At 64.8% G+C, this 12,490-nt stretch carries 13 protein-coding genes; 8 read left to right on the top strand and 5 right to left on the bottom strand.

The genetic code is table 11. The features are described 5' to 3' along the window. Positions 1-121: 121 nt before the first annotated feature. Positions 122-1,048, bottom strand: a complete 927-nt coding sequence (locus AC0Z9V_RS17120) for a LysM peptidoglycan-binding domain-containing protein (protein ID WP_485142243.1) — start codon at positions 1,046-1,048, stop codon at positions 122-124. Between the two features lie 588 nt (positions 1,049-1,636). On the opposite strand from AC0Z9V_RS17120, the gene AC0Z9V_RS17115 reads away from it, so the two are divergent. The 7 genes from AC0Z9V_RS17115 to AC0Z9V_RS17085 all read left to right on the top strand — a co-directional run bounded on the left by AC0Z9V_RS17115 (position 1,637) and on the right by AC0Z9V_RS17085 (position 8,542). Next, a complete protein-coding gene (locus AC0Z9V_RS17115; RefSeq protein ID WP_485142268.1) occupies positions 1,637-2,095 on the top strand; it encodes a metal-sensitive transcriptional regulator in 459 nt (152 codons plus the stop codon). Between the two features lie 309 nt (positions 2,096-2,404). Continuing rightward, complete coding sequence (locus AC0Z9V_RS17110) at positions 2,405-2,764, top strand: heavy-metal-associated domain-containing protein (RefSeq protein ID WP_485142242.1); 360 nt, start codon at positions 2,405-2,407, stop codon at positions 2,762-2,764. Between the two features lie 129 nt (positions 2,765-2,893). Then, on the top strand, positions 2,894-5,068 hold the full coding sequence (locus AC0Z9V_RS17105) for a copper-translocating P-type ATPase (RefSeq protein WP_485142267.1): 2,175 nt from the start codon (positions 2,894-2,896) through the stop codon (positions 5,066-5,068). Positions 5,069-5,321: 253 nt separating this feature from the next. Then, on the top strand, positions 5,322-5,921 hold the full coding sequence (locus AC0Z9V_RS17100; protein ID WP_485142241.1) for a hypothetical protein: 600 nt from the start codon (positions 5,322-5,324) through the stop codon (positions 5,919-5,921). A gap of 186 nt (positions 5,922-6,107) precedes the next feature. Then, a complete protein-coding gene (locus AC0Z9V_RS17095; protein ID WP_485142240.1) occupies positions 6,108-6,803 on the top strand; it encodes a DUF305 domain-containing protein in 696 nt (231 codons plus the stop codon). Positions 6,804-7,079: 276 nt separating this feature from the next. Next, positions 7,080-7,916 carry a F510_1955 family glycosylhydrolase gene (locus AC0Z9V_RS17090; protein ID WP_485142239.1) on the top strand — a complete coding sequence of 279 codons (837 nt, stop codon included), beginning with the start codon at positions 7,080-7,082 and terminating at the stop codon, positions 7,914-7,916. Positions 7,917-8,248: 332 nt separating this feature from the next. After that, a complete protein-coding gene (locus tag AC0Z9V_RS17085; RefSeq protein WP_485142238.1) occupies positions 8,249-8,542 on the top strand; it encodes a hypothetical protein in 294 nt (97 codons plus the stop codon). Positions 8,543-8,559: 17 nt separating this feature from the next. Here AC0Z9V_RS17085 and AC0Z9V_RS17080 read toward each other — a convergent pair whose 3' ends face one another. From AC0Z9V_RS17080 to AC0Z9V_RS17070, 3 genes are all read right to left on the bottom strand, one after another. Further along, positions 8,560-8,838: a helix-turn-helix domain-containing protein gene (locus AC0Z9V_RS17080; RefSeq protein ID WP_485142237.1), complete on the bottom strand. Its 279-nt coding sequence runs from the start codon at positions 8,836-8,838 to the stop codon at positions 8,560-8,562. A gap of 382 nt (positions 8,839-9,220) precedes the next feature. Continuing rightward, positions 9,221-10,591 (bottom strand): ParB/RepB/Spo0J family partition protein, encoded by a 1,371-nt coding sequence (locus tag AC0Z9V_RS17075; protein WP_485142236.1) that lies wholly within the window; start codon positions 10,589-10,591, stop codon positions 9,221-9,223. 71 nt (positions 10,592-10,662) lie between these two features. After that, complete coding sequence (locus AC0Z9V_RS17070) at positions 10,663-11,073, bottom strand: hypothetical protein (RefSeq protein ID WP_485142235.1); 411 nt, start codon at positions 11,071-11,073, stop codon at positions 10,663-10,665. Between the two features lie 430 nt (positions 11,074-11,503). On the opposite strand from AC0Z9V_RS17070, the gene AC0Z9V_RS17065 reads away from it, so the two are divergent. Continuing rightward, positions 11,504-11,734, top strand: a complete 231-nt coding sequence (locus AC0Z9V_RS17065; RefSeq protein WP_485142234.1) for a hypothetical protein — start codon at positions 11,504-11,506, stop codon at positions 11,732-11,734. Between the two features lie 244 nt (positions 11,735-11,978). Here the strand turns inward: AC0Z9V_RS17065 and AC0Z9V_RS17060 are convergent, their stop codons facing one another. After that, on the bottom strand, positions 11,979-12,131 hold the full coding sequence (locus AC0Z9V_RS17060; protein WP_485142233.1) for a hypothetical protein: 153 nt from the start codon (positions 12,129-12,131) through the stop codon (positions 11,979-11,981). Positions 12,132-12,490: the final 359 nt, after the last annotated feature.

The following is a 12,490-nucleotide window of genomic DNA, read 5'->3' as shown; positions in this document are numbered from 1 at the left end:
ACGCAGGACTGCCTGGTAAACCGGGCCAGACAAGAGTGGCAGGCACCCCCGTCCAGGGTGCCTGCCACTCATGTTCACTTTACGGACGACTGGCGTCCGCAGGGTGTGATGTCAGCTGGTGTTAGCCGTTGACGCGTACGAAGGACGAACCGGCAAGGTCTGACAGGGGGTGCTTCATGGTGAGGTTCGCACCGTTCATGCCGCTGCTGATGACTTCGCCGTTACCGACGTAGATCGCGATGTGGCCGGGGCGGATGACCAGGTCACCGGGGGCGGGGGTCGAGACGACAGTGCCGTACTGGTAGAACTGCGTGGGCCCGAGGTCGCCGACGTTCTTACCGATGGAGCGCAGGGCCCGCTCGACGAGGACGGTGCAGTCCTGAATGGAACCGATCTGGCCGTAGGCCGAAGCAACCAAGGCAGCGCCAACACCGCTGGCGGCAACCGGTGTGGCGGGAGCCGCCGGGGCGGCGGGAGCGATCGGGGCGATAGCAGCCGAGGTCAGGGAGTACGCAGGCTGGGCTGCTGCAGCGGGGGCCGCTGCGGGAGCGGGTGCTTCTGCGGGGGCGGGGGCCGCGTAGAAGACCTGGCTGGCGGGTGCTGCTGCGGGAACAGCGGCGGGGCTGACTGCGGCACTGGCTGCAACACCGGCGCTGCCGGAAAGGCTGATCTGCTGCCCGGGGTAGATGACCGATGCGTAGGACAGGCCGTTCTGGGCCAGGAGCGTGGTGAGGTTGAGGCCGTGCTTGGCCGCGATGGCTCCCAGGGTGTCACCGGCGACGACAGTGTGGGTTCCGGCAGCTGCGGGTGCCTGGGCGACGGTGCCCGTGGTGCTGGCGGCTTCCTGGGTATAGGTGCCGGCCTGTGCGGGGGCGCCGACGGCGAAGACGAGGCCTCCTGTGGCTGCTGCGATGATGGCCGGCTTACCGACTGCGATGGCGCCGCTCTTCGCGGAGTAGGACAGGCCCTCGAGGGCGATGGAGTGGGTGACGGCCGCGCGGTGGCGTGCCGAAATGGACGTACGGGTCATGGTGATTGCCTCTCCCATGCCTGCGGGGTGAGCTGTCGGGTTCGGATGGGAGTTCATCCGGCCGCCCTTTGGCCCTCGTGCTGTTCCTGCAGGCGCGGACGCTCCTGCAGATCCTTGGCACGTCGGTCATCGGATCGACTTAACCCCGAGGGTCACTGCACGCGAAGGAAATCCAGAGCGTGTGCGGTGGCCCGGTGGAAACGTGGTTCCCCCGTCCCTGCCAACTGGGTGTTACGAACGGGTCCCGGATGCAGCGGCAGGGCTCGGCATTCTGCGCGGGATTGTGTTCTCGACGGGATGCCGTGAACACCCCCCCGAGAATACCCGGGGGTGGTATCAAAGTCACATTCCGGTAACGTGCGACGGCGTGTCCGGTAGACGCGCCGAAAAATACAGGCTGATGGTTCGCGACGGTAACGATTCGTGGGCTGCAAGCCGTCTCGAAGGGCGGTGGCACGATGATCAAGCACCATCACCGGTGATCTGGCGGCTTGCGTGGCAGCGATACTGGATACGGCTGTGCGCAGGGCGCGGCCAGGGGACGCATCAACAGTCACATCCGGCACCGCCGTGAGCTCACTGGTTGATGATGAAAAGGACACCACCGTGACCGCCGAATCCGGAACACGCAGCACCGCCACCACCCACCAGAACACCAGCCACGATGCAGATCTCACCAGCGGTCAGCCCCAGAACCAGGACCAGCCCCGGGGCCAGCGTCTTGACCAGCCTGACGATCAGAGCTCTGGCCCGACTTCCGGTGAGGGTGTATCTCATGGTTATGCGGCGGACAAGGCAGCCTATCTGCGCCGTTTGAAGCGTATCGAAGGTCAGGTCCGCGGCATCGCGCGCATGGTTGACGAGGACAAGTACTGCATCGACATCCTCACGCAGGTCGCAGCCGTGAACAGTGCCATGCACGCCGTCAGTCTGGGACTGCTGGAGAACCACTTGCAGCACTGCGTCGTCGACGCAGCCCAGGAGGCGGCGACCAGCGGCTCACCGGACGCGGTCGACGCGAAGGTGAAGGAAGCGACCCAGGCCATCAGCCGGCTCCTGCGCTAACACCCTCACCACAGCCCTACATCCGGCTTCAACCCAACCTGCAGCGGCATCCTGTGCTGCGGGCCTGCTGCTGCGCGCCCAGAATTGATTCACCAGCGGACGCTTTCGCTGTGATGCACTACACCTTGACCAATACCCCCGGGGGGTATAAATTCGGTTGTACCTCAGAAGGTAGTCTCCCCTCCTCGGGACGAACGCCGTACAGGTCAACTGCACTGCGCGATAGAACCCAGGGCCTCACCAGCACTCACACGTTCTTCGCCGCGGCTCCCTCAATAATTCGTTGCTCACCGATTGCAGGAGACCACCATGACTGACATCGTCAGGAACCCGATGAACCTCACCGACATCAGCAGAACCCAGAACTCGGATGCGGACTCCCCTACGGGAGGGTCGTGTGGGTGCTGCGCACCCCAGCAGACCGCTGCACCGCAACCTGCGACCGAAGGCACCCTGTCTGCCGATTACGCGGTCACCGGCCTGACCTGCGGTTCCTGCGCAGGCCGTGTCAGCAGCGCCATCGGCGCCCTGGACGGCGTGGAGAATGTCGAGATCGCTCTCGTTCCTGGCGGCGTATCCACCGTCAGTGTCACCACCACACAGCCCCTTGCCGCGTCGTCCGTTCAGGACGCCGTCGAGAAGGCCGGCTACCAGCTCGCGACCGCCTGAGCCGACTGGCACAGGCACGGGCCCCTCTCCCCAAGCGGGCTCAAAGGAAGAGTCATCATGAGCAAAAAGCAGAACGTCACCAACCAGCACCACCACCCGGACGGACCGGAATCAACGCACGGTCAGGCAATGCCCGATGGTCACGCCCATTCAGCGATCTCCACCCAGGAGCACCCCGAGAAAGACCATGAGCCCAGCCAACACGCGGGCCACACAAGCCATGGGGCGGGGCATCACGCAGGTCATGGCGCGGGTCATGGCACGGATGAGGATCATCAGGTCCATTCCCACGGCGAGCACGCTGGGCATTCCACCGCGATGTTCAAGAACAAGTTCTGGCTCAGTCTCGTCTTCGCGATCCCCGTGGTTGCTTTCAGTCCCATGTTCACGATGCTCTTCGGGTACATGCCGCCTGAATTCCCGGGCTCGAGGTGGATCGCCCCGATCCTGGGGACGGTCATCTTCGTGTACGGCGGTGCCCCGTTCCTCAAGGGCGGGGTAACGGAACTGAAGTCCCGGCAGCCTGGCATGATGCTGCTGATCGCCATGGCGATCAGCGTCGCCTTCATCGCCTCGTGGGTGACCACCCTCGGTATCGGCGGGTTCGACCTGGACTTCTGGTGGGAGCTGGCCCTGCTGGTGGTCATCATGCTCCTGGGGCACTGGATGGAAATGCGTGCCCTCGGCTCCGCGGCCGGCGCCCTCGACGCTCTGGCCGCCCTGCTGCCCGACGAAGCAGACAAAGTCACCGGCACCGGTGCCACCGCCAGTGTTCAGACTGTGCCGGTCAGCTCCCTGGTCACCGGAGACGTGGTCCTCGTCCGCTCCGGGGCTCGGGTCCCCGCGGACGGACAGATCATCGACGGGGTCGCCGAGTTCGACGAATCGATGATCACCGGTGAGTCCCGCACGGTGTCCCGCACCATTGGGGAGACGGTCGTCGCCGGCACCGTAGCGACCGACAACGCAGTCCGTGTGCAGGTCACGGCGGTCGGCGCGGATACCACCCTGGCCGGGATCCAGCGCCTGGTCGCCGAGGCGCAGGCCTCCTCCTCGAGGGCGCAAGCCCTCGCGGACCGGGCCGCGGCCCTGCTGTTCTACTTCGCCCTCGGCGCCGGCATCCTGACCTTCATCGCGTGGATGCTCCTGGGCAGCCCGGATGACGCTGTCATCCGCACTGTCACGGTGCTGGTGATCGCCTGCCCACATGCCCTGGGCCTGGCGATCCCCCTGGTGATCGCGATCTCCACCGAACGCGCCGCGAAGGCGGGCGTGCTGATCAAGAACCGGATCGCCCTGGAGCGGATGCGCACCATTGACGTCGTCCTGTTCGACAAGACCGGGACTCTCACCGAAGGACAGCACGCCGTCACCGCGACCACCACTGTCCCCGGTGTCGCGGAGGCCGAGCTCCTGGCGCTGGCGGGGGCCGCGGAAGCCGACAGTGAGCACCCCGTTGCCCGGGCCATCGTCACCGCCGCCCGCACCAATCCGGCAGCAACCGACCTCGGCTACATGGGCAGTAACTTTACGTCGATGACCGGTCGAGGTGTCCGCGCGGCCGTGAACGGCCATGACGTCGCTGTGGGAGGCCCGAACATGCTCAAGGAACTCGGCCTTGATACCCCTGCCGATATCGCCGGGACAGTGCAGGACTGGGTGGGCCGTGGCGCGTCTGTCCTGCACGTCATTCGCGATGGCGCCGTGATCGGTGCGGTTCGGCTGGAGGACAAGGTTCGGGAAGAATCGCGGGCCGCCGTGAAAGCGCTGCAGGACCGTGGTGTGAAGGTCGCGATGATTACCGGCGACGCACGGCAGGTCGCCGACGTCGTCGGGGCGGAGCTGGGCATTGATGAGGTGTTTGCTGATGTCCTGCCGCAGGACAAGGACTCCAAGGTCACTGAGCTGCAGTCCCGGGGGTTGAAAGTCGCGATGGTCGGCGATGGGGTGAACGACGCCCCAGCCCTGGCCCGGGCCGAAGTCGGCATCGCGATCGGCGCTGGAACCGATGTAGCGATGGAATCCGCCGGTGTCGTCCTTGCCGGCAACGATCCGAGGGCTGTGCTGGCGATGATCGACCTGTCCCGGGCCAGCTACCGCAAGATGATCCAGAACCTCATCTGGGCCACCGGGTACAACGTGCTCGCCGTTCCCCTGGCTGCAGGCGTCCTGGCGTTCGCGGGGATCCTGCTCTCCCCCGCCGCCGGCGCGGTACTCATGAGTGTGTCCACGATCGTGGTGGCGCTCAACGCCCAGCTGCTGCGGCGGATCGACCTCAGGCCGGAACGGATCAGCACCGACTGAGATGACCACCGCCTCTTAGGTATCCCACCCGGCATCGAACCTGCTCGCTGATCTGTTCGTTGAGCAGGTTGGTTGATCAGGTTCGGTGCTCGTGGACGCATCTCGTTACGCTTAGATACCAAGACGCGAACGCAACACCACACCGGCGCCGACCGGTCAGCCTGACCTTGGCGTCATCGGCGTCAGTAAACCCGCATGAGGCGCAGCAAGGTCAGTCAGGGCAGTAAGGGAAGCGGAAGGAGGTGGGGACGCGATGAGGACGGTGATCAGCGCCGGGACGCGTCATCCCGTGATGCTCCCCGCGTCCCTGGGCTCCCTGCTTCCTGCCCTGCTCTCGTTCGTCGGTTTGACCGCTGTGATCGTCGGGATTCTCGCCATGCACGTGTGGATGGGCGGACACGGGGCGACAGCGCACCACAGCGCCGGCTCCATGACGCTGAGTTCCACACCGTCGACCTCCACGGCGCTGAACACGGCGCTGAACACCGCGTCGGCGGACCCCACCGCCATTGATTCTGGCTCCTCACTCGTGTCTTCGGCAGAATCCCCAGTGGTGTCATCCGGTCACACGCACGGCGATGCTGCGGCGCAGCTGCTGCACGCTCTGACCCAGGCGGCCGGGGACCTGTCGGATCAGGGAATACTTGCAGGGTGCGGTGCGGACTGCGCCGACGAGATGGCCTTGAGCATGTGCGTGCTCGCCCTTGTCCTCGTCGGCATCGCCTGGCTCCTCACCCCGACCGGGCGAGCCCTCACGTCCTCGCTGCGTCGCCGCGGACCCCCCCTGCCGTACTGGGCGTCCCGACCAGCTCCCACCCCTTCACTGACTCAACTCTGCATCAGTCGCACATAGAATACGCGGCCCGTACCCGCCCCTTACGGGGCGGTAGGCCGACATTCCAGCATGCCCGCACGCCCCTCGATGCACGCGCGTCGATCGACGGCGTAGCCGGCGCTGCCTCACCCCGTTGGCCCTGTCTGGGCGGGAGTGAGCGACCGACAGCACACCACTTTTTGAGCTTTGAAGGATCTGACCACTATGAAGCGTTACCTTTCCCTTGCCGCACTGAGCCTGGCCACGGCCCTCACCCTCTCCGCCTGCGGCGCCGACTCCGGCACCACCAGCACCGACACGACCAGCACCGAAGCTGCAGCTCCTGCCTCGAGCGCAGCTGCTGAAACGACCCCGTCCGCTGACGCGTCAGCAACCACCGGTTCGGATGCTGTGTCCGAGGAGCACAACGACGCGGATGTCATGTTCGCGCAGATGATGATCCCTCACCACCAGCAGGCCGTGGAGATGAGCGACATGATGCTCGCCAAGGACGACATCAGCCCGGACATCACGGACCTTGCGACGAAGATCAAGGACGCCCAGGGCCCTGAGATCGAGACGATGACCGGTTGGCTGGAAGCTTGGGGTGAGCCCATGGAGCCCGAAGGTGGCATGGAAGGCCACGACATGGGCAACATGGGATCCGACTCGGAATCCATGGGCAGCATGGAGGGAATGATGAGCGAGGACCAGATGTCCGCCCTCGAATCCGCCGAAGGCACCGAGGCGTCCCGCATGTTCCTGGAGTCCATGACCGCCCATCACGAGGGCGCCATCGGTATGGCTCAGACGGAGATCAATGACGGCGAGAACCCCGCAGCGATCGAGCTGGCCGAAACCATCGTCGACACCCAGCAGGCCGAAATCGACGAGATGAAAGAGCTGCTCGCGGGCCTCTGACCCCACGCCAGTTCCACTACGCAGTCCGCCCCTCAAGCGGGTGTCCCCTTAAGGACCTGACCCAGAGGTGGACTGCCCTCTGACAGGTGCTGGTGTGGGGGCCCCGTTCCCTCCACACCGGCACCGTTTCGACCACCCACCGAACCCTCAGTCACCGGCCAGCCACTCAGCGACCGTTCCTGTGTCGACTGATTTTTCGACGCTTCCTGTAAGGACTGCCTGTTGCCTTCTCCCCTGTACCGCGTCGCGCGCCTTGGCTCGATCGCCGTCCTCGCCGTGCTGCTCAGCGCCTGCGCCACCACAACCTCGACCTCCCCGGACCCATCAGAGGACGCATCAGCGGATGCACCAGCGACATCCGCATCACCGGCCGACTACCCGTCCGGGCACATCCACGGCATGAGCGTCGATCCGGGCACCAACCGCATCCTGCTCGCCACCCACGACGGCCTTTTCGACGTCAGCCGATCCCCGGCCCAGCAGATCGGCCCGACGATCGACCTCATGGGTTTCACCACCACCAGCGACGGGACCCTATACGCATCAGGACACCCCGGACCAGGCACGGATCTTCCCGATCCCGTTGGTCTGATCACCAGCACCGACGACGGCCTTACCTGGGAACCCGTGTCCCGGCAGGGTGAAACCGACTTCCACGCCCTCGCCGCCACACAGGACGGGCTGATCGGACATGAAGGACGGATCGTCACGAGCCCGGACGGTCATCACTGGACCGTCACAAACGAGACCCTCTCCGCCTTCAACCTTTCGGCATCACAAGACGGTGTCGTCCTCGCCACCACCGAGGACGGCCCGTACCGATCCGACGACAGTGGAGCGACGTGGGAATCGGTGGCTGACGCCCCGGTCCTAATCTTCACGACCTTCGCCGGTGACACCGCGATAGGAGTCACCCCCGACGGCGTCGTACACACCAGCGCTGACGCGGGGTTGACCTGGGCACAGCAAGGAACCATTGAAGGGGAACCCGCAGCGATAGCCGCCACCCATACCAATGACGACACCCACCGAATCTGGATCGCCACAGACACGGGCATCCAGGTTTCCAGCGACAACGGAACCACTTTCGAAGCGTTCGCCCAAGGGTCCTGAAATGGCCTCTGAACGTCGCTACAAAGCCTCACAACGCCAGGTCGAGTTATGACGCCTTCTGCCCACATGGGCACGGCACAAGCTCCCTCACGCTCCGCTGCTTGTCCCGCACACACGTGGACAGCAGGAACCAAGAGCCCGCCTGCACACAACCACCTGCGTCACCGACACGGGGTAGCTCACCTCGAGCGAGCAGTGGCCGTGCACAGCCTCCATGGGTGCGGGGTGGGACTAGAGCAGGAACACTGATCAGGGTCTGATTGTCGGCGCTGCCTCGTACTGTCCGGGCGTGGGTGAGAACAAGCATCACGCCGGTCACGTATGGGCGGCTGATGGACGAGCGGATCGAGGAGTTCGTCATGCGTGAGGAGCTGATCATGCTGACGGCGGCTGAGCTCGATGTCGAGAACTGCCGGCCCACCGACTTCCCGGAACCTCGCCGAGTGTATGCCTGGGTGCGGTACCCCTCGAAGGCAATCCGGGTTCAGGCGCACGCGATCGCGTACACGCGCACAGCGGTGAAGATCCGGTTCCTCGAGCCGCTGGTCAAGATTCAGCGTGAGGGGTGGGTGTGGTTAAGTGCTGTCACGCCGGCCGATGCTGCCGAGTCTCCTGACAGAAGCTAGTCCAGCCCTCGGGTCGTCTAGTCCGCTGCCTCTGGGGTTGTCCCAACGTCGCCTCGGGCTATGTCGGTGCGGGCTTTGGCGTAGGCGGCGGCGATGTAGTCCTCGAGCTTGGTGCGTTCGATGCGCCACTGGCCTCGGCCGCCGATCTGGATGGCCGGCAGGTCCCCTGAGGCGATGAGTGCCCGGATGGTGCTGTGCTTGGTGTTCAGCTCATCGGCTACTTGCTGCAGGGTGAGGAACCGCAGCGGCCTGGGCGGCTGATCGGGCTGCGCCTCATCCTGGGGTTGGTCTGTCATGTACCCAGCATTCCAGCCACCAAACGCTGCACCCCCTGATCGACTCCGGATCGATGCGGGAACGCGCCTTAAATGGGTGGAGACGGAACCACACCACATGGTTCCGTCTCCGGTTTTCCCTCGTGACAAGGAAATCTGTTGGGCTCCCTATCTGGGCGGGAGCCTTGTCTGCACTGTAGTCCGCGTCGACCACGGGCGCGCGCGTTGCATGCCTGCCTGTAGCGCGTCAGGAAAATCGCGCCGCTCACAACTGCACCGATTCAGGTGATCGGTGGGGTCGACTTGGGAGTGCGACCCTTCATGTCTAGCAGTGGGCAAGGGACGTGCAGGGGCGGCAGGGACGCTGTGTAACGCTCGTGCCCTGCCGCCCCGCCTCACTCCCCTACTCGGTCGCCTCCTCGTCCTTGCTGTCCTTGGTGTCCTTCATCGCGTGGGCGGTGATCAGGGACTCGACCTCGCTGAGTGTGTACCCCCATTCTTCGAGCTGGAAGAGGTAGTAGGCGGCCTGGGGGCCGGGGCGTCGCCATGATTCGCGGCTGAGGTCCGCTTCGTGCGCGGCGAGCATCATCACCAGGACTGCCTTGTCGGGGTTCGTGGTCGGCTTCTCGACCAGTGCCCGGTACGCCCGGTAGTCGGGGTCGGTGACGCCTGCGAGGCCGGCGGCGAGTTCGTGCTTCTGCGCCGTCGCCCGGGCCACCGAGTTACCGTAGTTCGCCAGGGTCGTGGCCGTGAAGTGCGCCCATCCCTTCGGCGGGGTCTTCCTCCCCAGCAGGGTTGTGAGCCATGCCTGCCGGACCTCGGTGCTCGCGTCCCACTTCTTGTTGTTCTGGATCACCGTGCGCCGCTCTTGTCTCTGGGCGTCCGTCATCGGCCCTGACTGGCCCGCTGTCGGGCTCATGCCGAGTCCTTCGCGGATCGTGAACCCGTGGTCCCGGAAGTTTGCGACCACCGGCGTTACTTGAACCTCGCCCCGGTAGGTTGTGCTGATGACCACGGCGTTCGCGTCGTCCTTCGTTGCTTTCTCGCCGTCTGCCCGTAGGAGCATGTTGGGGTGCTGGTGCTCTGGGGTCCCGTAGCCGTACCCGTCGACGACGGTGTTGCCGAGGGCTTCCTGCTCGACCTTCGCGGTGGCGATGAGGCGGGCGGTGGCGCGTTCCTGGCGGAGGTAGGCGACGTGGTGGTCGAACTGCTCGGGCTGGACTTCGATAATGTGCTGCAGGCGTGCCACGGTCGTCTCTTCGTCGCTGAATTCCTCGAGCGCCGCTGATTGCTCCAGCGTCCAACCGGCGGTGAGGGCTTCGGTGGCGGTGGTGTTGGCGCGGACTTTCAGCGCGGTCTCCACGGTGGTTTTCTTCGTGCCGGTCTTCTTGGCGATCTGCCCGGCCGTGATGCCCATGAGGGACAGCTGGTGGAACGCTTCGGTGCGGTCCCGGTCGTTCAGGGCCAGGCGCTGGTCGTTCTCGACCATCTGCTGCACCAACCGGTCTGCTTCCGTCAGCGAGGCGACGACGTACACAGGCATGGTCGGCTGCGCGGTCTCCACGGCCGCCAGGGTGCGGCGCTGCCCGTACAGGACGTGCACGCCCTGCTCGGTGCGGTGGGCGACGACGGGCTGCAGGACGCCGTGCTGCTTGATCGAGGCCAAGAACTCCGGATCGAGACGGACATCTGCGCGGACATTCGCGTCGATGGTCAGCTCGGTCGGGTTCAAGTGCTCGAGGACAGCTGTGGGGTTGGCTTGGGTGGTTTCCATGGTTGTTGCTCCTTAATTCACGAGGGGAGAGCTTGTGGTGAGGATGTGACGGGCCCTTGCGGGCTTGTTGCCTAGACCCAAGGTGTGGTGTGTTCCTCGGGCAGGTCCTCGAGGTTGAAGGTCAGGTTGGGTGGGCAATCCGCGCCACCGAACCTCCAGTGCCAGAACACCTCGGCGGTGATGGCTCTGTGGCAGGCTTCCTCGCTCCGGAACCAGTGCGTTGCAATCTGGCCTCGGTTGTAGGTGCCGTACCCGTACAACCTGCCCGCCTCATCGTCGTGGTGGGTGCTGACGAAGAACACGTAGGGCCACTGCCCTGCGTCGTACCCGGCGGTTCCCCATTGGCCCATCAGTTCCCACTGGGTATCGGGCACGATGTCGTCGGCCCAGTGCATCTCGACGTCGGGCTGGTCGTCAGCTGGCAGGACAGGCACCAGCACGGTTTCGTCGGTGTCCTCGGTTGTGACTTCGATGGTGTTCATGGTTGTTGCTCCTTGGGTCACGAGGTGGGGAGAGAGCTTGTGGTGAGCCAGCTGGTACTTGCCCTTCCCAGTTGTTTTTTGCCTGCTGGCGAGCTCGCTCGCTCGTCCCCGACGGAGCAGTGTTCAACCCGAAGGGCGGAGGCGGGTAGAAACCTCGGAGGAAATAAGCGACGCAGGAGCGCCGGAGAGGTTTGTGGCCGGCGACGTCGGCGCAGCCGATTGACGCTGTGGAGCGGGGGCGCACAATCCGAAGGACAGCAGACAAAAAACATCCCGGACTGGATGCGACGAAGGAGCAGCCTGGCCGGAACAGGCCGGAGCGAAGCGAAGGACCATAGCCCTGCTCGGAGCCCCCTGGCGGAGAGCAGGGAAGCACTACAGGTGAGACACCCGCGGCTGCCGGCCATGACACTTCCGTAGAGTTGTGACCATGACTCTGGGGACGAACGACCACGCACAGGCACCACCACGCTCACAAACGCGCAGCACCAAACGCACTGCGCTGATGTACGGCATAGGCGCTGTGGTGTTCGGCCTGCTCTTCGTCATGCAACTTCCCGGCGGCAACAGCTGGCTTGCATTTGTGGCTATGTGCGTCCTCGGAATCGCGGCCCTTTGGAACGTCACCAAAGTGATCATCGCGCTGCGCCAGGACGCCTGACAATGAGTGAGCGTGTACGGCTTGGCTTGTCGGCTGTCGCTGCCCTGGCGGCCTTGTTCATGGCCCTGACGGTGTACTCCCCCGCGTCAGGTTCGCTCTCACTTGCGTGTGAGAGTCAGTCCTGCCGGGATGAGGTTTCCGCGAATGCGTGGAACCCGATCTGGGTAATCGGTCAGCTGCTGTCCGCAGCGGCGTCTGATATTTCAGCCCATTAGAGCCGCGAGCCCGTGAGGGCGGGCGTCGGTCAGGCTTTGTGGGCGTGCTCGGCGCAGTAGTAGCGGCCGACGTCGACGGTGATCGTTCGGTACAGCCAGCCCTCGGGTAGGGGTCGTCCCTCGTCCTGGAGCTTGGTTGTGGCGCGGCAGACACAGCACTGTGCCAGGGCCGGGGTACTCATCAGGTCACACCTCCGCATCCAAGCTATCTGGGGAGCGCTCTCACCCAGTAGAACTATCGGTGAAGGCTCCGGTCGTCTGCGTGTTTATCCCCCATCCACGCAGCCTCCCCGGGGCCTTCCTTTTATTCGTCCTCGAACGCACCCGTGGGCGGTGGTTTTCGGTCGCCGGCCAGCTTGTCGAGCTCACCCTTCTTGTAGATCCTGATGACGTCCCGCCAGCCCTCGGGCATCCGTCCAGTGTGTCAGCCACGGTGTCAGCATCGTGTTCTACGCTCTGTAGTGGAGTCCTGTCCGGGGTGTCCGTCGTACTCGACCTACCGTGCACCCTGGGCAGGACTTCCTGCTGCGCTCGAGTCCTG

This window comes from Arthrobacter sp. UYP4 (assembly GCF_057291175.1).
Note: the sequence above shows the minus strand (reverse complement) of the source record. Positions and strands in the feature narration are given on the sequence as shown.

Excerpts from the sequence above, each read along its gene's own strand:
- AC0Z9V_RS17120 (WP_485142243.1), bottom strand. The coding sequence starts at position 1,048 with ATGGGAGAGGCAATCACCATGACCCGTACGTCCATTTCGGCACGCCAC.
- AC0Z9V_RS17110 (WP_485142242.1), top strand. The coding sequence starts at position 2,405 with ATGACTGACATCGTCAGGAACCCGATGAACCTCACCGACATCAGCAGA.
- AC0Z9V_RS17105 (WP_485142267.1), top strand. The coding sequence starts at position 2,894 with ATGCCCGATGGTCACGCCCATTCAGCGATCTCCACCCAGGAGCACCCC.
- AC0Z9V_RS17100 (WP_485142241.1), top strand. The coding sequence starts at position 5,322 with ATGAGGACGGTGATCAGCGCCGGGACGCGTCATCCCGTGATGCTCCCC.
- AC0Z9V_RS17095 (WP_485142240.1), top strand. The coding sequence starts at position 6,108 with ATGAAGCGTTACCTTTCCCTTGCCGCACTGAGCCTGGCCACGGCCCTC.
- AC0Z9V_RS17085 (WP_485142238.1), top strand. The coding sequence starts at position 8,249 with ATGGACGAGCGGATCGAGGAGTTCGTCATGCGTGAGGAGCTGATCATG.
- AC0Z9V_RS17080 (WP_485142237.1), bottom strand. The coding sequence starts at position 8,838 with ATGACAGACCAACCCCAGGATGAGGCGCAGCCCGATCAGCCGCCCAGG.
- AC0Z9V_RS17075 (WP_485142236.1), bottom strand. The coding sequence starts at position 10,591 with ATGGAAACCACCCAAGCCAACCCCACAGCTGTCCTCGAGCACTTGAAC.
- AC0Z9V_RS17070 (WP_485142235.1), bottom strand. The coding sequence starts at position 11,073 with ATGAACACCATCGAAGTCACAACCGAGGACACCGACGAAACCGTGCTG.
- AC0Z9V_RS17065 (WP_485142234.1), top strand. The coding sequence starts at position 11,504 with ATGACTCTGGGGACGAACGACCACGCACAGGCACCACCACGCTCACAA.
- AC0Z9V_RS17060 (WP_485142233.1), bottom strand. The coding sequence starts at position 12,131 with ATGAGTACCCCGGCCCTGGCACAGTGCTGTGTCTGCCGCGCCACAACC.